Origin of the sequence: Paucibacter sp. JuS9 (assembly GCF_044043925.2) — a bacterium.
In the GTDB taxonomy this organism is placed as follows: domain Bacteria; phylum Pseudomonadota; class Gammaproteobacteria; order Burkholderiales; family Burkholderiaceae_C; genus JAUASW01.
The window spans coordinates 2,912,255-2,930,845 of sequence record NZ_CP194172.1 but is presented as its reverse complement, the minus strand read 5'-3'; the positions used below and the strand labels follow the sequence as shown (position 1 = coordinate 2,930,845).

General features: G+C 63.9%; 13 protein-coding genes and 6 tRNA genes. 14 read left to right on the top strand and 5 right to left on the bottom strand.

What is annotated here, in order from left to right; genetic code table 11:
- Nucleotides 1–7: 7 nt before the first annotated feature.
- Both ABT392_RS13110 and pbpG read left to right on the top strand, forming a co-directional pair.
- The gene (locus tag ABT392_RS13110; RefSeq protein ID WP_334276282.1) at nucleotides 8–1,549 is read left to right on the top strand and encodes a 2-isopropylmalate synthase; all 1,542 of its coding nucleotides are present in this window, start codon (nucleotides 8–10) and stop codon (nucleotides 1,547–1,549) included.
- Nucleotides 1,550–1,683: 134 nt separating this feature from the next.
- Nucleotides 1,684–2,649, top strand: a complete 966-nt coding sequence (pbpG, locus tag ABT392_RS13105; RefSeq protein WP_395386823.1) for a D-alanyl-D-alanine endopeptidase — start codon at nucleotides 1,684–1,686, stop codon at nucleotides 2,647–2,649.
- 63 nt (nucleotides 2,650–2,712) lie between these two features.
- Here the strand turns inward: pbpG and ABT392_RS13100 are convergent, their stop codons facing one another.
- Genes ABT392_RS13100 through hpnC form a run of 4 tightly spaced genes read right to left on the bottom strand, consistent with a single transcriptional unit; the run spans nucleotide 2,713 to nucleotide 6,498 of the window.
- Nucleotides 2,713–3,480, bottom strand: coding sequence for an IclR family transcriptional regulator (locus ABT392_RS13100; protein WP_334276280.1), 768 nt, complete (start codon nucleotides 3,478–3,480; stop codon nucleotides 2,713–2,715).
- Nucleotides 3,477–4,790, bottom strand: a complete 1,314-nt coding sequence (gene hpnE, locus ABT392_RS13095; protein ID WP_334276279.1) for a hydroxysqualene dehydroxylase HpnE — start codon at nucleotides 4,788–4,790, stop codon at nucleotides 3,477–3,479. Before hpnE ends, ABT392_RS13100 begins: the two co-directional genes overlap by 4 nt.
- Nucleotides 4,790–5,638 (bottom strand): presqualene diphosphate synthase HpnD, encoded by an 849-nt coding sequence (gene hpnD / locus ABT392_RS13090; RefSeq protein ID WP_334276278.1) that lies wholly within the window; start codon nucleotides 5,636–5,638, stop codon nucleotides 4,790–4,792. The genes hpnE and hpnD overlap by 1 nt, the downstream gene beginning before the upstream one ends.
- Nucleotides 5,635–6,498, bottom strand: coding sequence for a squalene synthase HpnC (hpnC, locus tag ABT392_RS13085; RefSeq protein WP_395385580.1), 864 nt, complete (start codon nucleotides 6,496–6,498; stop codon nucleotides 5,635–5,637). Before hpnC ends, hpnD begins: the two co-directional genes overlap by 4 nt.
- A 165-nt stretch (nucleotides 6,499–6,663) precedes the next feature.
- Here hpnC and ABT392_RS13080 point away from each other — a divergent pair, with 165 nt between their 5' ends.
- The 12 genes from ABT392_RS13080 (at nucleotide 6,664) to ABT392_RS13025 (ending at nucleotide 17,908) form a co-directional block, all read left to right on the top strand.
- A complete protein-coding gene (locus ABT392_RS13080) occupies nucleotides 6,664–7,806 on the top strand; it encodes an efflux RND transporter periplasmic adaptor subunit (RefSeq protein WP_395385581.1) in 1,143 nt (380 codons plus the stop codon).
- 16 nt (nucleotides 7,807–7,822) lie between these two features.
- Nucleotides 7,823–10,963, top strand: a complete 3,141-nt coding sequence (locus ABT392_RS13075) for an efflux RND transporter permease subunit (RefSeq protein WP_334276275.1) — start codon at nucleotides 7,823–7,825, stop codon at nucleotides 10,961–10,963.
- A gap of 109 nt (nucleotides 10,964–11,072) precedes the next feature.
- Nucleotides 11,073–11,159 (top strand) — tRNA-Leu (locus ABT392_RS13070).
- Nucleotides 11,160–11,182: 23 nt separating this feature from the next.
- Nucleotides 11,183–12,496, top strand: a complete 1,314-nt coding sequence (gene tig, locus ABT392_RS13065; protein WP_334276274.1) for a trigger factor — start codon at nucleotides 11,183–11,185, stop codon at nucleotides 12,494–12,496.
- A gap of 180 nt (nucleotides 12,497–12,676) precedes the next feature.
- On the top strand, nucleotides 12,677–13,285 hold the full coding sequence (gene clpP / locus ABT392_RS13060; protein ID WP_334276273.1) for an ATP-dependent Clp endopeptidase proteolytic subunit ClpP: 609 nt from the start codon (nucleotides 12,677–12,679) through the stop codon (nucleotides 13,283–13,285).
- A 116-nt stretch (nucleotides 13,286–13,401) separates the two neighbouring features.
- Nucleotides 13,402–14,667: an ATP-dependent Clp protease ATP-binding subunit ClpX gene (gene clpX / locus ABT392_RS13055; RefSeq protein ID WP_334276272.1), complete on the top strand. Its 1,266-nt coding sequence runs from the start codon at nucleotides 13,402–13,404 to the stop codon at nucleotides 14,665–14,667.
- Between the two features lie 89 nt (nucleotides 14,668–14,756).
- The gene (lon, locus tag ABT392_RS13050; RefSeq protein WP_395385582.1) at nucleotides 14,757–17,168 is read left to right on the top strand and encodes an endopeptidase La; all 2,412 of its coding nucleotides are present in this window, start codon (nucleotides 14,757–14,759) and stop codon (nucleotides 17,166–17,168) included.
- A gap of 128 nt (nucleotides 17,169–17,296) precedes the next feature.
- A tRNA-Gly gene (locus tag ABT392_RS13045) sits at nucleotides 17,297–17,372 on the top strand.
- Between the two features lie 79 nt (nucleotides 17,373–17,451).
- Nucleotides 17,452–17,525 (top strand) — tRNA-Cys (locus ABT392_RS13040).
- An 8-nt stretch (nucleotides 17,526–17,533) separates the two neighbouring features.
- Nucleotides 17,534–17,609: transfer RNA gene (locus ABT392_RS13035), tRNA-Gly, on the top strand.
- 49 nt (nucleotides 17,610–17,658) lie between these two features.
- Nucleotides 17,659–17,734 (top strand) — tRNA-Gly (locus tag ABT392_RS13030).
- 87 nt (nucleotides 17,735–17,821) lie between these two features.
- Nucleotides 17,822–17,908, top strand: a tRNA-Leu gene (locus tag ABT392_RS13025).
- A gap of 34 nt (nucleotides 17,909–17,942) precedes the next feature.
- On the opposite strand, the gene ABT392_RS13020 is transcribed toward ABT392_RS13025, so the two are convergent.
- Nucleotides 17,943–18,515, bottom strand: a complete 573-nt coding sequence (locus ABT392_RS13020; protein ID WP_334276270.1) for a GGDEF domain-containing protein — start codon at nucleotides 18,513–18,515, stop codon at nucleotides 17,943–17,945.
- Between the last annotated feature and the right edge of the window lie 76 nt (nucleotides 18,516–18,591).

The following is an 18,591-nucleotide window of genomic DNA, read 5'->3' as shown; positions in this document are numbered from 1 at the left end:
CCGAGCAATGTCGCAGCAACTGATCATCTTCGACACCACCTTGCGCGACGGCGAGCAATCGCCCGGCGCATCGATGACCAAGGACGAGAAGCTGCGCATTGCGCGCCAACTGGAAAGGCTGCGTGTCGATGTGATCGAGGCGGGCTTTGCAGCCTCGAGCAATGGCGACTTCGAAGCGGTCAAGGCGATTGCCGACGTGATCCGCGAAAGCACGGTCTGCTCGCTGGCCCGTGCCAATGATCGGGACATCGGCCGCGCCGCCGAGGCCTTGAAGGGCGCCGCCCGCTCGCGCATCCACACATTCATCGCGACCAGCGAGCTCCACATGGAGAAGAAGCTGCGCATGACCCGCGAGCAGGTGCTGGAGCAGGCGAAGCTCGCCGTGCGCTTCGCACGCAATCTGACTGGCGACGTGGAGTTTTCGCCTGAGGACGGCTATCGCTCGGACCCCGAGTTCCTGGCCCGTGTCGTCGAAGCCGTCATTGCCGAAGGCGCGACCACGATCAACATCCCCGACACCGTGGGCTATGCCATCCCCGAGCTCTACGGCAACTTCATCAAGACCTTGCGCGAGCGCGTGCCGAACTCGGACAAGGCCATCTGGTCGGTCCATTGCCACAACGACCTGGGCATGGCCGTGGCCAACTCGCTGGCGGGCGTGCAGATCGGTGGCGCGCGACAGGTCGAGTGCACGATCAATGGCCTTGGTGAGCGGGCGGGCAATTGCTCGCTGGAAGAGGTGGTGATGGCGATCAAGACTCGCCGCGACTATTTCGGCCTGGATGTGAATGTCGACGCCACGCAGATCGTGGCGGCCTCGCGCATGGTTTCGCAAACCACGGGTTTCGTGGTCCAGCCGAACAAGGCCGTGGTCGGCGCCAATGCCTTTGCCCATGCGTCGGGCATTCATCAGGACGGTGTGCTGAAGGCGCGCGACACCTACGAAATCATGCGTGCCGAAGACGTGGGGTGGGCGGCCAACAAGATTGTTCTGGGCAAGCTCAGCGGCCGCAATGCCTTCAAGCAGCGCCTGCAGGAGCTCGGCATCCAGCTCGAGTCAGAGGCCGAAGTGAATGCCGCATTCGTCCGCTTCAAGGACCTGGCGGACCGCAAGAACGAGATCTTCGACGAGGACATCCTGGCGCTGGTGATGGACGAATCGGTCAGCTCCGAGCAGGAACACTACCGCCTGCTCTCCCTGGCCCAACGTTCTGAAACCGGCGAGCGGCCGCATGCGGCCATCGTCTTTGCCGCCGGGACTGTCGAGCACCGCGTCGAGAGCGACGGCAACGGCCCGGTCGACGCCACGCTTCGCGCGATCGAGCAATCCGTGCAAAGTGGCGCAGAAATGGTCCTCTACTCGGTGAACGCGATCACCGGGGGCAGTACAGAATCTCAGGGCGAGGTCACGATCCGTCTGCAGCATGCGGGTCGGGTCGTCAATGGCGTCGGGGCCGACCCCGATATCGTGGTCGCATCGGCCAAGGCATATTTGAGTGCCTTGAACAAGCTGCAAAGCAAGACCGAGCGTGTCGCAGCGCAAGGTTGACTTGAAGAGTGGCGGTTAAGTTTTTGATCTTGCTAGGTTTTTGCTGATCACATAAACTGCCCATCTGACCGTTGGGGACGCTTTTGAAGACTCTTGCCACCTTTGTTTCCTCAGCCGTTTTGAGCGGCTTGCTGATGGCTTCGGGCGCGCTCATGGCGACCCAGGCCGAGGCGGCCACCTCGGCCAAGGCCGGTGGCAAGGCAAGCGCCCAGAGCGTCGTCCGCAAGTCCAAGCCGGCCACCCGCACGCCCCGCAAGGCCGCCGTCGTGGCTGCCGCGGCAGCCGCCCCCACTTTTGGCCAGCTCTATGGCCTGCACTCGGTGGACGATCCGCTGGACCTGAAGTCCAGCGTCGCCCTGGTCATGGACCAGGACACCAACGAAGTGCTCTTCTCCAAGAATCCGCAGGCGGTGCTGCCCATCGCCTCGATCACCAAGCTGATGACCGCCCTGGTGGTGGTTGAAGCCGGACTGCCCCTGGACGAGAAGCTGACGATCACCGATGCCGACAAGGACACGGAGAAGGGCACTGGCTCACGCCTGGCCATCGGCACCACGCTGCCGCGCAGCGAGCTGATGCACCTCGCGCTGATGGCTTCCGAGAACCGAGCTGCCCATGCGCTGGGTCGCAACTATCCCGGTGGTCTGGATGCCTTTGTCGCGGCGATGAATGCCAAGGCTCGGTCGCTGGGCATGGAAGACACCCACTATGTGGAGCCCACGGGTCTGTCCAGCCGCAACCAGTCCAGTGCCAAGGACCTGGCTGCGTTGGTGAAGGTGGCCCATGAAGTGCCGCTGCTGCGCGAGTACTCGACCTCCAAGGCGCACAGCGTCACGGTGGGCCGCCGCCAGATGGCTTTCCGCAGCACCAATGGCCTTGTCAGCAGCCGCGACTGGGATATCGGCCTCCAGAAGACCGGTTTCATCAACGAAGCCGGCAAGTGCCTGGTGATGCAGGCCCAGATGGCAGGCCGCAAGCTGATCATGGTGTTCCTTGACTCGACCGGCAAGTACGCCCGGATCGGTGATGCCGAACGCATCCGCAAGTGGTTGGCGACCAACCCGACGGCCGCGGCGACGAGTCTCAGCAAGGTCGAGTGAACCTGGCAGGCTGACAGAGAACGAAGGGGCTGCGGCCCCTTCAGTCTTTTTCAGACCCAGCGTTCAGCCGCGGTGGCCCAGCGCCGCGGAAATCTGCGCGGCGGTTTCCTTCAGCCGCGAGCTCCAGCCTTCTTCCAGCCGGTCGGCCGGCGCCGAGATCGACAGCCCGGCCACCAGCTTGGCCTGGTCGTCATAGATGCCGGCGGCCATACAGCGCACGCCCAGCTCCAGCTCCTCGTCGTCGCGCGCCAGGCCGCGCTGACGGACCAGCGCCATCTCGCGCTCCAGCGCCCCGATCTCGGTTATGCTGTTCTTGGTGTGGCCGGCCAGCCCGGTGCGGGTGGCATAGGCGCGCACCCGCAGCGGCTCGTCGCTGGCCAGGAACAGCTTGCCGACCGAGGTCAGGTGCAGGGGCGCGCGGCCGCCGACTGCGCGTACGACCTGCATGCCGGAGCGCTCGGAATAGGTGCGCTCGATATAGACGATCTCGTCGCCCTGGCGCACCGAGAGATTGACCGGCTGGTGGGTGAACTTGTGCAACTCGCGCATGGGACCGAGGGCCGCATCGCGCACGTCCAGCCTTGCCTTGACCAGATTGCCCAGCTCCAGTAGCCGCATGCCCAGCCGGTAGCTGCCGGCCTCGGGTCGGTCGACAAAACGCCCGATGGTGAGGTCGTTGAGGATGCGATGAGCAGTGGAAGGATGCAGGCCGGTCGATTCGCTGATCTGCTTCAGCGAAACCGGATCCTGGTGGCTGGCCAGCACGTCCAGCAAGGAAAAAGTGCGTTCCAGCACCTGGATGGCAGGTGTGGCGAGCTCTTTGTTTTTCATGCCGCCATTGTGGTCGATTTCGCACCCGTTTTACATGGCGAAATGGCCACATTGGCGGCAGCGAGGCCGGATCGGACTGCGCCTTCCAGCGTGGCAGGGTAGGGGCCGGCCACATAGTCGCCGGCAGCGATGAGCCCTGAAGCGATCAGCGCCGGTGGGCGGGCCAGGCCTGGCGTGCACGCGAATGTGGCCCTTTTCTCGGCCAGGACGCGAACCCGCTCGATAGCGCCCTGCCAGCCCAACGCGGCCCTTGCCTGCGCTTCAACAGCGTTGCCAGCCACCTGCAAGCCGGCGTCGACCCAGGCCTGGGCGCCGCTGATGACGAAGGCAAACAGCCCGGCCTGGCCGCTCAACTGCCCATGGTCGAATGCGAATTGGGCTGGAGCGCTGGGCGATTCGTGGAGCGCCACCATCGGTGCTGCCAGGCATGCGCCGGGCTGGCGCAGGTAGACCGTGATGATGGGCTCGTATCGCAAGCTGCGCGCCTGCTCGGCCCAGATTGGCGAGGCAGGCTGCGTGAGCCTGGCCGCTTCCATCGGCGGGCATGCCAGCACGACCGCATCGAAATGCTCGCCGTCGATCTGCCATCGGCCGTCCTCCATGGGCTGCAGGTCCTGAGCTCGCCGTCCCAGGCGCAAGTCTGCACCTTGAGTTTGAAGCCAGTCAGCGGCGGGCGAGGGCAGGAGGTCGCCCAGCGGCCTGCGGGGCAGCAGCAGGTCGGCCGAACCCGGGCCGCTGAACATGGCGTCCTGCAACACCCTCAGAAAGACCTGGGCGCTGGCGCGCTCGGCCGGCGTGTTCAGCGCCGCGACGCAGAGCGGCTCGACCAGATCGACGCGGACCGGCTCGGGCAGCCGTGCGCACAGCTGGGCAACGCTCAGCCCCGGCGGGCACTTGAAGCCACTGAACAACCAGGCGGAGCTTTGCGCGAGCAAGGCCAGGCGCGCCCGCCACGGCCAGCGCTCGTAGCGCAGGACGCCGCGCAGGAAGGAAAGCAGCGGCTGGCCGCCAGGCAGGCGCAAGCCTTCATGATCGGGATAGCGCAGCCGCAGTGGCGTGCGCAAGAACAGTCGATCCGGATCGGCGCCGACGCGGCGCATCAGGGCCAGGGTGTCACGGTAGGCGCCGATCAGGATGTGCTGGCCGTTATCGAGCAGTGGCGACTGGTCGCTCACGCTGCGGGCCCGCCCGCCCCATTGGCCCGACATCTCGAACAAGGTCACGTGTGCGCCGAGCTCGGTGGCGCGCACAGCCGCGGCCAGACCCGCCCAGCCGCCGCCCACGACGGCCACGCGGCGAGGCGCCTGCATCAGCGGCCGCGCCAGTTGGTGCGCATCGCTATCCAGAGCTTGCGCAATGGTGTCAGCGAAATGCGCTGGTGCAGCACCTGAAAGTTCTCGGCCTCGATCTCGCGCAGAAGCGCGCGGTAGATATTGGCCATCATCATCCCGGGCTTTTGCGGCTTGCGGTCCGCCTCAGGCAGCAGGGCGAAGGCTTCGTCGTAAAGGCGATGGGCGCGCTCGGCCTGGAACTTCATCAGGGCCGTGAAGCGCTCGCTGTAGCCCCAGGGCCGGTCGCGCTTGAGGATCTCATGCGCCTTCACGTCGAACTGCTGAAGTTCGCTGACCGGCAGGTAGATGCGGCCGCGCCGCGCGTCGTCGCCGACATCGCGAATGATGTTGGTGAGCTGCATGGCCTGGCCGAGCTTGTGGGCGTAGGCGGTGGTTTGGGCATCCTCCTGGCCGAATATTCGCGCCGCCACTTCGCCAACGATACCGGCCACCAGGTGGCAGTACCTCTGCAGGCCGGGGTAGTCCAGGTAGCGGGTCTGCTCCAGATCCATCTGGCAGCCTTCGATCACTGCCATCAGATGCTCCAGCCGGATGTCGAAAGGCGCGCAATGCGGCATCAATGCCTTCATCACCGGATGCTGCGGCTGGCCGGCAAAGGCGCTGGCTGCCTCCTTGCGCCACCAGGCGAGCTTGGTGGCGGCAACGCCGGTGTCTTGCGTCTCATCGACGACGTCATCCACCTCGCGGCAGAAGGCATAGAAAGCCGTGATCGCGGCGCGGCGCGGCGGCGGCAGGAAGAGAAAGGCGTAGTAGAAACTCGAGCCACTCTTGGCCGCCTTGTCCTGCACATACTGCTCGGGGGTCAAGAGCGGGCCTCCAGCATGAGGTCGGCCGAGCGGGGCATGCGCAGGGCACGCCAGAGCATGGGCAAGGTGTCGAAGGCCCCAAGGACTGGGCGCTGCTGCAAGGTGGCGAAATCCATGTGGGCGATTTTCTCAAGAATCCTGAGTCCGCCCTGGACAACCAGGCGCAACTCCCAGCCGGCCCGCCCTGGTATCTGGTGCACCAGTGGCGCGCCCTTGTCCATCAGCTCCCGGGCCCAGCGGCAAAGCTCGGCCAGCAAGGCGCGGCTGGCCGGGCTGTCCTGGCCGCGCAGCCAGTCCTGGCTGCTCATGCCGTGGCGCGCCAGGTCGCTGGTCGGCGCGTAGCAGCGGCCGTTCGGTATGTCGCGGCTGGGGTCTTGCCAGAAGTTGATCAATTGCAGGCTGGTGCAGATGGCGTCGGATCGGCGCAGCGCCTCGGTGTCCTGGATGCCGTAGAGGTGCAGGAGCAGGCGGCCGACCGGGTTGGCCGAACGCCGGCAGTAGTCCAGCAGTTCCAGCCGGTCTGAATACCGGGTCTTGTGCAGGTCCTGGATGAAGGCGTCCAGCAGGTCGTCCAGCAACTGCAAGGGCAGGGCGTACTGGCGGAACACCGGCCCCAGCGCCGCGAACACCCCGGTCCATCGCGACGAGACATGCCGGCCGGCTGCCATGGCGCGGAGGTCTTCGCGATAGGCCTGGAGGTCGGCCAGGCGCTGCGAGGCATCGGCGTCACCCTCGTCGGCCAGGTCATCCGCGGTGCGCGCGAACCAGTAAATGGCTGCAATGGCCGGCCGCAATGCCGGCGGGCACAGCCAGGAAGCAACAGGAAAGTTCTCGTAGTGCTCTATGCTCACGAGCGGCATTGTGTGTGTTTTTGGGAAGGCTTCGTTGTCATTGGCGCCCCCTTCGGCGGGTTTGACAGCGTGGTGGCCGCTGAATACATTACTGACCAATTAGTCAGTTACTGCGGAACGGGGCTGCAGCGGGCTTTTGCTCGGGCATGCCGACCCGCTTTTCACGAGGTTCTCATGCCCCAAGTTCGAACTGCCCTCGTCGTGCTCGCCCTGGCCATGCTGGCGGCCTGCAGCAAGCAGGCGCCTGCGCCGGAGCCCGAGCGTTCGGTGCGGACCCTGAAGCTGGACAGTGGCAGCGCCGGCATGGTGCTGGAGTTTGCTGGCGAGGTGAAGGCGCGGACTGAATCCCGCCTGTCATTCCGGGTGGGCGGCAAGCTCTTGAGCCGCAAGGTCAATGTTGGCGATTCCGTTCGCCAGGGCCAATTGCTGGCCCAGATCGATGCCCAGGACCTGGTGCTGGCGCAGGATGCAGCCAAGGCCGGTGTGCTCGCTGCACGAGCCAATCGCGACCAGCTCGGCGCCGAACTCAAGCGCTTCATTGAGTTGCGCGACCAGGGCTTCATCAGCGCCGCCGAACTGGAGCGCCGCGACACGGCTTTCAAGGCCGCTCAGGCGCAGCTCGATCAAGCCCGGGCCCAGGCCGGAGTACAGGGCAACCAGGCGGCTTATGCGCAGCTGGTGGCGGACCACGCAGGGGTGGTTACCGGTGTCGATGCCGAGCCCGGCATGGTGGTGGGCGCGGGCACACCCATCGTGCGCGTGGCCCAGGACGGGCCTCGCGATGTGGTGTTTTCCGTGCCTGAGGACAAGGTGGCCTTGCTGCGAGCCGCGGCCAGCCAGCCCGGCGCCCTGAAGGTGCGACTGTGGGGGCAGGGCCAGACGGCGCAGGACCTGACGCTGCGTGAGGTGTCGGCTGCTGCCGACCCAGTCACCCGCACCTTTCTTTTCAAGGCTGATGGTGGTCGCAACACTGAATTGAAGCTCGGCCAGACGGCGACAGTGCTGCTGGAACTGCCGCGCACCGACAACATCATCAAGTTGCCGCTGGCGGCCGTGCTGGAGCTGGATGGCAAGAGCAGCGTCTGGTTGCTCGATCCCGCCACGATGACGGTCAAGTCGCAAGCGGTGCAGGTCGGGGGTGTGGACGGCAACGAGGTGGTGATCGTCGGCGGCTTGTCCACCGGGCAGGAAGTGGTGGTGGCCGGTGTGCACGTGCTGACGACTGGGCAAAAGGTGCGCCGCTACGACGTCAATGGCAAGCCGCCCTCTGCAGCTGTAGCGCCCGCAGCCACACTGCCCGCTGCCGCTTCGCGCTGACCCGGAGAGCTCTCGCATGAACAGCAATCCGAGCCGCGCCCCGGGGACCTCGCATTTCAATGTGTCCCGATGGGCGCTGGAGCATCCCGCGCTTACGCGCTACCTGATGATCGTGCTGATGGTGACGGGCTTCGCCGCCTACTTCCAGCTGGGTCAGGATGAAGATCCGCCCTTCACCTTCCGCGCCATGGTGGTGCAGGCCTATTGGCCTGGTGCGACGGCCCAGCAGATGGCCGAGCAGGTGACGGACAAAATCGAGAAGACGCTGCAGGAAGTGCCGTACTCGGACAAGATCCGCTCCTACACCAAGCCGGGCGAATCGCTGACCATCTTCCAGCTGAAAGACAACTCGCCGCCCAAGGAGGTGCCTGAGGTCTGGTATCAGGTGCGCAAGAAGATCGGCGACATGCGCGCCACGCTTCCGCAAGGTGTTCTCGGCCCCGGCTTCAACGACGAGTTCGGCGACGTCTACGGCTCCATCTTTGCCCTCTCTGCCGATGGGTTTTCACGCGAGGAATTGCGTCAGCATGCCGAGCGAGTGCGGAGCGAACTGCTCAAGGTGCCTGACGTGGCCAAGGTGGAAACCTTTGGCGTGCAGCCCGAAAAGCTCTTTGTCGAGATATCGCACAAGCGCCTGGCCGAGCTGGGCCTGGACCTGAATCAGGTCATCGGACAGCTCAATGCTCAGAACGCCGTGGAAGGCGCCGGCTTGCTCAATGCGGGCAGCAGCAACCTCCAGGTGCGGGTGGCAGGGCAGTTCAATTCCGTCGACGCTCTGCGCGAATTTCCGATTCGCGGCATCAACCCGGCCACCGGCGTGGCCAGCACGATCAAGCTGAGCGATATCGGCGTCGTCAAGCGCGAGTACGCCGATCCGCCGGCCGTCATGGTGCGCCACCAGGGCCGTGAGGTGATTGCCCTGGGCGTGTCGATGAGCAAGGGTGGCGACATCATCTCGCTGGGCAAGAGCCTGCAGAAGACCACCAAGCAGATCCGCGCGGCGCTGCCCGCCGGCATCGAGCTGCAGCAGGTGCAAGACCAGCCACAAGCCGTGGCCCGCTCTGTCAAAGAGTTCGTTCAGGTGCTGATCGAGGCCGTGGTGATCGTGCTTGTCGTCAGCTTCATCTCTCTGGGTTTGCACACGCGGCCCTGGCGCATCGACATCTGGCCCGGCCTGGTCGTGGCCATCACCATCCCGCTGGTCCTGGCGATCACCTTCGTCACGATGTTCTATTGGGGTGTGGGCCTGCACAAGATTTCGCTGGGCTCGCTGATCATTGCGCTCGGCTTGCTGGTGGATGACGCCATCATTGCGGTCGAGATGATGGTGCGCAAGCTCGAGGAGGGCTACGACAAGATGCATGCGGCCACCTTCGCGTACGACGCGACGGCTATGCCCATGCTCACCGGCACCTTGATCACCGCGGTGGGCTTCCTGCCCATCGGCATGGCCAAGTCGATGACCGGCGAATACACCTATGCCATCTTTGCGGTCACCGCGGCTGCGCTCTTGATCTCCTGGGTGGTGTCGGTCTACTTCGTGCCTTACCTCGGCGCGCTGCTCCTGAAGACGCACAAGCCCAAGGACGGCGAAGTGCATGAGTTGTTTGACACGCCGTTCTACAACCGCTTCCGCAAGCTGGTGTACTGGTGCGTCGAGCATCGCTGGAAGACGATAGGCATGACGGTGCTGGTCTTCGCCCTGGGCCTCGCTGGCATGGGCAAGGTGCAGCAGCAGTTCTTCCCTGACTCAAGCCGCCCCGAGGTGATGGTCGACCTGTGGCTGCCGGAAGGCGCGACCATGCAGCAGAGCGAAGCCGTGGCCAAGCGCTTCGAGGCCCGCTTGATGAAGGAGCCGGGCGTGTCCTCGGTGACCATGTGGGTGGGCAGCGGCGTGCCGCGTTTCTATCTGCCCCTGGACCAGGTGTTCCCGCAGACCAATGTGACGCAAGCCATCGTGCTGCCGAGCAGCCTGGCCGAGCGGGAGGCGCTGCGTCAGCGTCTGCCGGCGCTGCTTGCCGCTGAATTCCCGGATGTGCGCTCGCGCATCAAGTTGCTGCCCAACGGCCCGCCGGTACCCTATCCGGTGCAGTTCCGTGTGCTGGGTCAGGACGTCAAGACCGTGCGCGCCTGGGCCGACCAGGCCAAGGAAATCCTGCGTGCCAACCCGAACATGCGCGGGGTGAACGACAACTGGAACGAGTCGGTCAAAGCGTTGAAGCTCGACGTCGACCAGGACAAGGCACGCGCGCTGGGCGTGACCAGCCAGAGCCTCGCGCAAGCGTCGCGCACCTTGCTGTCGGGTTCCGTGGTGGGCCAGTACCGCGAGGGCGACCGCCTGATCGACATCGTGCTGCGCCAGCCCGCCGACGAGCGCAATGCCATCTCAGACATTGCCAACGCCTATGTACCTACGGCGAGCGGCCGCGCGATCCCGCTGACGCAGATCGCCAAGGTCAGTTTCGACTGGGAGCCTGGCGTGCTGTGGCGCGAAGGCCGCAACTATGCGGTGACCGTGCAGGGCGATGTGGTCGAAGGTCTTCAGGGTGCGACAGTGACCGCGCAAGTCTGGCCCGCGCTGCAGAAGCTGCAGGCCAAGATGCCCAATGGCTATTACATCGAGGTGGCCGGTGCGGTGGAGGAGAGCAGCAAGGGCCAGGGCTCGATTGCGGCCGGCGTGCCGATGATGCTGTTCATCACCTTCACGCTCCTGATGCTGCAGCTGCAGAGCTTCTCGCGAGCCATGCTGGTCTTCCTGACCGGGCCACTGGGCATTGCCGGCGTGGCTGGCGCCTTGCTGCTCTTGAACCGGCCGTTCGGCTTCGTGGCCTTGCTCGGCGTGATTGCGCTGATGGGCATGATCCAGCGCAACTCGGTGATCCTGATCGACCAGATCGAGCAGGACCGCGAGCGTGGCGTGCCGGCCTGGAACGCGATTGCCGAGTCGGCGGTGCGGCGTTTCCGGCCCATCGTGCTGACGGCGGCGGCGGCCGTGCTGGCCATGGTGCCGCTGTCGCGCTCGGTGTTCTGGGGGCCGATGGCCGTGGCCATCATGGGCGGCCTGATCGTCGCCACGGTGCTCACCCTGCTGGCCTTGCCGGCCATGTATGCCGCCTGGTTCCGGGTCAAGCGCCCGGTCGAGCCTTCTCGTTTGTAAGGCTGCAAGATTTTTGCCCCGGCGAAGCGGCTACAATCGCCGGTTTGCCGAATCGCCACAGGCTTGCCGACGGAATATCTATCCCCGGACGCAGGCCTGAGACAACGCCGCGCGGGTGGCGAAATTGGTAGACGCACCAGGTTTAGGTCCTGACGCCTTCACCGGCGTGCCGGTTCGAGTCCGGCCCCGCGCACCAGCTAACTTTGTATTGAGTCCAACATGGCCGTTACCGTCGAAACCCTCGAAAAGCTCGAACGCCGCATCACGCTCACGCTGGCGGCCGCTGACATCAACAGCGAAGTCGAGAACCGTCTGAAGAAACTGGCCCGTACCGTCAAGGCTGACGGTTTCCGCCCCGGCAAGGTGCCGATGAGCGTCGTGGCCCAGCGCTACGGCTACTCGGTGCAGTATGAAGTCATGAACGACAAGCTGGGTGAGGCTTTCTCCAGCGCCGCCAACGAAGCCAAGCTGCGTGTGGCCGGCGTGCCCCGCATCGCCCAGAAGGAACAGTCGCCTGAAGGCCAGATGGCCTTCGACGCCACCTTCGAGGTCTACCCGGAAGTCAAGATCGGCGACCTGGCCGGTGCCGAAGTCGAGCGCGTCAGCAGCGAAGTGAGCGAAGAAGCGATCGACAAGACCGTCGAGATCCTGCGCAAGCAGCGCCGCACCTTCGCCCAGCGTGCTGCGGCCGACGTGGTCGTCGAAGGCGACCGCGTGACCGTCGACTTCGAAGGCAAGATCGACGGCGAACCCTTCTCCGGCGGCAAGGCCGAAGCCTTCCAGTTCATGGTCGGCGAAGGCCAGATGCTCGAAGCCTTCGACAAGGCCGTGCGCGGCATGAAGGCTGGCGAAGGCAAGACCTTCCCGCTTGCCTTCCCGGCCGATTACCACAGTGCAGACGTGGCCGGCAAGGAAGCAGACTTCCTGGTCACGGTCAAGAAGATCGAAGCCCAGCACCTGCCTGAAGTGAACGAAGCGTTCGCCAAGGCCCTGGGCATCAAGGATGCTTCGATCGAAGCGCTGCGCGCCGACATCAAGAAGAACCTCGAGCGCGAAGTGAAGTTCCGCGTGCTGGCCCGCAACAAGGCTGCCGTGATGGAAGCCTTGGTGTCGGTGGCTGAGTTGGACGTGCCCAATGCCCTGGTCGCCAGTGAAACTGAGCGCCTGGTTGCCAATGCTCGCGAAGACCTGAAGAAGCGCGGCGTCAAGGATGCCGACAAGGCCCCGATCCCTGAAGAGCTGTTCAAACCCCAAGCCGAGCGCCGCGTGCGTCTGGGACTGGTGGTCGGCGAGCTGGTTCGTTCGAACAATTTGCAGGCCAAGCCGGAGCAACTGCAAGCGCACATCGAAGAACTGGCACAGAGCTATGAAAAGCCTGCTGACGTCGTGCGCTGGTACCTGAGCGACCGTGAGCGCCTCGCCGAAGTGGAAGCCGTGGTCGTTGAAAACAACGTCACCGACTTCGTGCTGGCCAAGGCCAAGATCAACGACAAGGCTCTGCCTTTCGATGAGCTGATGGCCGCTGGCAACTGATCCAGCCTCGGCTGAATCCAGAGGGCGCCGCGCCGAAAGGTCGGCGCCTTTGTCATTTCGGCAGGGTCGGCTCGCCCTTGTCATTTCGCCAAGAGCACCCCACCTGTCGTTTCCGGCAAGGGGGCTGGCGAGCGGACATAATCAGTCCGGCAATGCGATGTTTCTAATTCGAGGATTTACATGAGCGCGCTTGAGACAAGCAATCTGGGCATGGTGCCCATCGTCATCGAACAGTCGGGTCGCGGTGAACGTGCCTACGACATCTACAGCCGTCTGCTGCGCGAGCGAGTCATCTTCCTGGTCGGACCGGTGAATGACGCAGTGGCCAACCTGGTGGTGGCGCAACTGCTGTTCCTGGAGAGCGAGAACCCTGACAAGGACATCAACCTCTACATCAATTCGCCCGGCGGCAGCGTCTCGGCCGGCATGTCGATCTTCGACACGATGAACTTCATCAAGCCGCAGGTCTCGACGCTTTGCATGGGAATGGCTGCGAGCATGGGCGCGTTCCTACTGGCGGCAGGTGAAAAGGGCAAGCGCTTCGCGCTGCCGAACTCCAAGATCATGATCCACCAGCCGCTGGGCGGCGCCCAGGGCCAGGCGACCGACATCGAGATCCACGCCCGTGAGATCCTGAAGACTCGCGAGCAGCTCAACCGTATCCTGGCCGAGCGCAGCGGCCAGAGCCTGGAAAAGATCCAGGCGGACACGGAGCGGGACTATTTCATGTCGGCCGACGAGGCCGCCGGCTATGGCCTGATCGACCAGGTGATCGCGAAACGTCCTTGAAACCGGTGTTTTGGTGCCAACTGGTGCCGCCGAAGGGCCCTTTTCTGCAAAAGGGCCCTATCTCCATTTGAACTATCATCAGTTCAGGAAGTCTGTCTGAAGGTTTGAGCGAATCCATGGCCGAGAAAAAAGGCAACTCCAGCGAAAAAGTCTTGTACTGCTCTTTCTGCGGCAAGAGTCAGCACGAGGTGAAGAAGCTGATCGCGGGCCCCTCCGTGTTCATCTGCGATGAATGTATCGAGCTGTGCAACGACATCATTCGTGACGAAGCGCCGGCCGAGACGCCACAGGCGCGCGCCAGCAAGTCCGACCTGCCGGTGCCCAGCGAGATCAAGGCCAGCCTCGACAACTACGTGATCGGGCAAGACGTGGCCAAGCGCACGCTGTCGGTCGCGGTCTACAACCACTACAAGCGCCTGCGTCACATGACGGGCGCCAAGGACGGCATCGAGCTGTCCAAGAGCAACATCCTCCTGATCGGGCCCACGGGCTCGGGCAAGACGCTGCTGGCGCAAACGCTGGCTCGCCTCCTGAACGTGCCCTTCGTGATCGCTGACGCGACTACGCTGACCGAAGCCGGCTACGTGGGCGAGGACGTCGAGAACATCATCCAGAAGCTGCTGCAGAACTGCAATTACGACGTTGAGCGCGCCCAGCGCGGCATCGTCTACATCGACGAAATCGACAAGATCTCGCGCAAGGCCGACAACCCCTCGATCACACGCGATGTGTCGGGCGAGGGCGTGCAGCAGGCCTTGCTGAAGCTGGTCGAGGGCACGATGGCTTCGGTGCCACCGCAAGGCGGCCGCAAGCACCCGAATCAAGACTTTCTGCAGATCGACACGACCAACATCCTGTTCATCTGCGGCGGTGCGTTCGACGGCCTCGAGAAGGTGATCCAGAACCGTTCCGAGAAGTCGGGCATCGGTTTCGGCGCCACGGTGAAGAGCAAGAGCGAACGTCGCGTGTCGGAAGTGTTCCGCGAGGTCGAGCCGGAAGACTTGATCAAGTTCGGCCTGATCCCCGAGCTCGTCGGCCGCCTGCCGGTGGTGGCCACGCTGGGCGAGTTGACCGAAGACGCGCTGGTGCAGATCCTCACCGAACCCAAGAACGCCTTGCTGAAGCAGTACCAGCACCTGTTCTCGATGGACGGCGTGGAACTCGAAGTGCGCCCCTCGGCCTTGGCCGCCATCGCCCGCAAGGCGCTGGCCCGCAAGACCGGCGCGCGCGGCCTGCGCTCGATCATGGAACATTCGCTGATCGATACGATGTTTGAACTGCCCGCCCTCGACGGCGTGGCCAAGGTTGTTCTGGATGAGCACAACATCGAGGAGGATGCCAAGCCACTGCTGGTCTATCGCGAGTCGAAGGCCAGTGCCTGACCCAACCGCACGAAAGCCGCCCAGCCCCCAAGCGCTGCCTTGCAATTTTTCTCTCAGGCCATAGATCGGTCTGAGAAAGAGAGGTTTTCATGTCCGGTCATCCCGTACTGCCCGCTGAACCCATCACACTGCCGCTGCTGCCGCTGCGCGACGTGGTGGTGTTTCCGCACATGGTGATTCCGCTGTTCGTCGGCCGCCCCAAGTCGATCAAGGCCCTCGAAGCCGCGATGGAAGCCGGCCGCCAGATCATGCTCGTGGCACAGAAGGCCGCTGGCAAGGACGAGCCCAAGCCCGAAGACATGTTCGAAGTGGGCTGCGTCTCCAGCATCCTGCAGATGCTCAAGCTACCCGACGGCACCGTGAAGGTGCTGGTCGAGGGCCTGCAGCGCGCTACTACCCAGCGCATCACTGATGGCGAAGAACACTTCAGCGCCGACGTGCTGCCGATCCCGCCCGAAGTCGATACCAAGCCGGAAGTCGAGGCGCTGCGTCGCGCTGTCACGCAGCAGTTCGACCAGTACGTCAAGCTGAACAAGAAGATCCCGCCCGAGATCCTCACGTCTATCGCGGGTATCGACGATGCGGGTCGCCTGGCCGACACCATCGCCGCGCATCTGCCGCTCAAGCTCGATGCCAAGCAGGCGGTGCTGGACCTGTCCGAAGTCTCCAAGCGGCTCGAGAAGCTCCTGGACCTGCTTGAGCATGAAGTCGACATCCTGCAGGTGGAAAAGCGCATCCGCGGCCGCGTCAAGCGCCAGATGGAGAAGAGCCAGCGCGAGTACTACCTGAACGAGCAGGTCAAGGCCATCCAGAAGGAACTGGGCGACGGCGAAGACGGCGCCGACATGGAGGAGCTGGACAAGAAGATCCAGGCTGCCCGCATGCCCAAGGAAGCGCGCAAGAAGGCAGACGCCGAGCTCAAGAAGCTCAAGCTCATGTCGCCGATGTCGGCCGAAGCCACGGTCGTGCGCAACTACATCGACACCCTGGTCGGCCTGCCCTGGAGCAAGAAGACCAAGATCAAGCACGACCTCTCGCATGCCGAGGACGTGCTGAACGAAGACCACTATGGCCTCGACAAGGTCAAGGACCGCATCCTTGAGTATCTTGCTGTGCAGGCGCGCGTCGACAAGGTCAAGGCACCGATCCTGTGCCTGGTCGGCCCCCCGGGCGTGGGCAAGACATCGCTCGGCCAGTCGGTGGCCCGTGCAACCGGCCGCAAGTTCGTTCGCATGGCCCTGGGTGGCGTGCGTGACGAGGCCGAGATCCGCGGCCACCGTCGAACCTATATCGGCTCGATGCCTGGCAAGGTGCTGCAGTCGCTGTCCAAGGTCGGCACGCGCAATCCGCTGTTCCTGCTCGACGAGATCGACAAGCTGGGCATGGACTTCCGGGGCGATCCGTCCTCGGCCCTGCTCGAAGTGCTGGACCCGGAGCAGAACCACACCTTCGGCGACCACTACATCGAGGTCGATTTCGACCTGAGCGATGTGATGTTCGTGGCCACCTCGAACTCGCTCAACATCCCGCCGGCTCTGCTGGACCGGATGGAAGTGATACGCCTGTCGGGTTACACCGAGGATGAGAAGGTCAACATCGCCCAGCGCTACTTGCTGCCCAAACAGCGCAAGAACAATGGCATCAAGGACGAGGAGATGGACGTCACCGAGTCGGCCATCCGCGGCATCATCCGCTACTACACCCGTGAAGCCGGTGTCCGTTCGCTGGAACGCGAGATCTCCAAGATCTGCCGCAAGGTGGTGAAGAGCATTGCGCTCAAGACCATCGAAGGCCAGGCTGTCGTCACAGACGACAACCTGAACGACTTCCTGGGCGTGCGCAAGTACGACTTCGGCCGCGCCGAGAAGACCAATCAGGTCGGCCAGGTGGTCGGTCTGGCCTGGACCGAAGTGGGCGGTGATCTGCTGACCATCGAAGCCACCGCCATGCCGGGCAAGGGCAACATCATCCGCACCGGTTCGCTGGGCGACGTGATGAAGGAATCGGTCGAGGCCGCTCGCACGGTGGTGCGTTCACGCGCTCGCCGCCTGGGCATCAAGGACGAGCTCTTCGAGAAGCGTGACGTGCACGTTCACGTGCCCGATGGCGCGACTCCGAAGGACGGTCCGAGCGCAGGTGCAGCGATGACGACGGCCTTTGTGTCGGCCCTGACCGGTATCCCGGTTCGTGCAGACGTGGCGATGACCGGTGAAATCACCTTGCGTGGTGAAGTGACGGCCATCGGTGGCCTGAAGGAAAAGCTGCTCGCCGCTCACCGCGGTGGCATCAAGACCGTGATGATCCCGGAAGAGAACGTCAAGGACCTGCAGGACATTCCCGAGAACGTCAAGAACCAGCTCGAGATCGTGCCGGTGCGCTGGATTGATCGTGTGCTCGAAGTGGCGCTTGAGTCGATGCCTTCGCCACTGCCCGATGAAGAGCCGGCTGTCGCAGCCAAGGCGGAAGCTGCCGTGGTGGCGCCGCCCGCCGCGACGCACTGAGATTGACGAGCGCAAGGCCCAAAGCCTTGCGCGACGTCTAAAATTCGGTATAGAATAGCTGCTTCAGCGAACGGCGCAGGACTTTAAAAATCCGGTGCCAAGTCTGCAAAGACGTGTTGAACACTTAAGCGGGTGTAGCTCAGTTGGTAGAGCGCGACCTTGCCAAGGTCGAGGTCACGAGTTCGAGCCTCGTTACCCGCTCCAGGCACATAGATGGGAAGCCCAGGCTTCCCATTTTTATCAGCACCACCAGATGCTGGTAAATTGAATTGATGGATTCTCTGGCGCGGTAGCAAAGCGGTTATGCACCGGATTGCAAATCCGTGTAGGTCGGTTCGACTCCGGCCCGCGCCTCCAGAAGACATGCGGGTGTAGCTCAGTTGGTAGAGCGCGACCTTGCCAAGGTCGAGGTCACGAGTTCGAGCCTCGTTACCCGCTCCAAAAAACCGGTTCGCGCCGGACTTGATGTCACCAACACATCGAGTGAAATGCGGGTGTAGCTCAGTTGGTAGAGCGCGACCTTGCCAAGGTCGAGGTCACGAGTTCGAGCCTCGTTACCCGCTCCAGTTTGAAGATCAAGGGAAGCCTGGCGGCTTCCCTTTTTTCTTTGTGCGTCTGATGCGGCAGAGATAATGCCGCACGCTCACGCGCTCGCCCGGGTGGTGAAATTGGTAGACGCAGCGGACTTAAAATCCGCCGGCCGCGAGGCCATACGGGTTCGATTCCCGTCCTGGGCACCACCGACAAGGGCCTCAGCCCTGGTGGCTTGCTGGCTTATTGACTCGGCCAGGCGCTGGCCTGCACTTCCAGGCGCAGATACCAATCAGACGGCAGCGTGCCGGCCCAGACCAGGTTGTGGTGGGGGGGCAGTCGGCGCTTGGCGAAGGTCATCCGCGCGTCGGCCAAGGCCAGCAGCGTGGAAGCCTGCCAACCCTGGTTCGGCGGGCTGGCAGCGGCGCCGACGGTCACGGTCAGCGGGCGCAAGCCGCCAAGCTGAGCAAGGGCACTGGCGATCCGGTCGCGCAGGCGCTCGCCCAACTCGGCTGCGGTCGCCAAGGTGGCATCCGGCAGGATCACGACGAACTCATCGGCGCCCATATAGGCCAGGCTGGCGCGAGGCGGCAGCAGTTGCTGCAAGAGCATCGCAAGCTGGGTCAGGACCTGCTCGGCCTGTGTCGGGCCATGCTCGTCCTGGTAGTCCTTGAAGTGGTCGACATCCAGTGTCAGCAGCGCCAGCGAATGGCCTGAGCTGCGAGTGGCTTGCGCCACCGCTTCCAGTGCCTGTTGCATGGCTTGGCGATTCAAGACTCCTTGCACGGCCCGCAGGTCGGCATTGGCGATGGTCATGGTTCTACCCGGCAGCGGTGATGCCCCATGCTAGTCACGCATTGCCGTCCCGCACATGCTCCATATCCCGCAGTGC

Bases quoted from the DNA above. Each gene is read 5' to 3' on its own strand.
- clpP (WP_334276273.1), top strand. From the start codon at position 12,677: ATGAGCGCGCTTGAGACAAGCAATCTGGGCATGGTGCCCATCGTCATC.
- ABT392_RS13020 (WP_334276270.1), bottom strand. From the start codon at position 18,515: ATGACCATCGCCAATGCCGACCTGCGGGCCGTGCAAGGAGTCTTGAAT.
- pbpG (WP_395386823.1), top strand. From the start codon at position 1,684: ATGGCTTCGGGCGCGCTCATGGCGACCCAGGCCGAGGCGGCCACCTCG.
- lon (WP_395385582.1), top strand. From the start codon at position 14,757: ATGTCCGGTCATCCCGTACTGCCCGCTGAACCCATCACACTGCCGCTG.
- tig (WP_334276274.1), top strand. From the start codon at position 11,183: ATGGCCGTTACCGTCGAAACCCTCGAAAAGCTCGAACGCCGCATCACG.
- ABT392_RS13100 (WP_334276280.1), bottom strand. From the start codon at position 3,480: ATGAAAAACAAAGAGCTCGCCACACCTGCCATCCAGGTGCTGGAACGC.
- ABT392_RS13080 (WP_395385581.1), top strand. From the start codon at position 6,664: ATGCCCCAAGTTCGAACTGCCCTCGTCGTGCTCGCCCTGGCCATGCTG.
- hpnE (WP_334276279.1), bottom strand. From the start codon at position 4,790: ATGCAGGCGCCTCGCCGCGTGGCCGTCGTGGGCGGCGGCTGGGCGGGT.
- ABT392_RS13075 (WP_334276275.1), top strand. From the start codon at position 7,823: ATGAACAGCAATCCGAGCCGCGCCCCGGGGACCTCGCATTTCAATGTG.
- clpX (WP_334276272.1), top strand. From the start codon at position 13,402: ATGGCCGAGAAAAAAGGCAACTCCAGCGAAAAAGTCTTGTACTGCTCT.
- hpnC (WP_395385580.1), bottom strand. From the start codon at position 6,498: ATGCCGCTCGTGAGCATAGAGCACTACGAGAACTTTCCTGTTGCTTCC.
- ABT392_RS13110 (WP_334276282.1), top strand. From the start codon at position 8: ATGTCGCAGCAACTGATCATCTTCGACACCACCTTGCGCGACGGCGAG.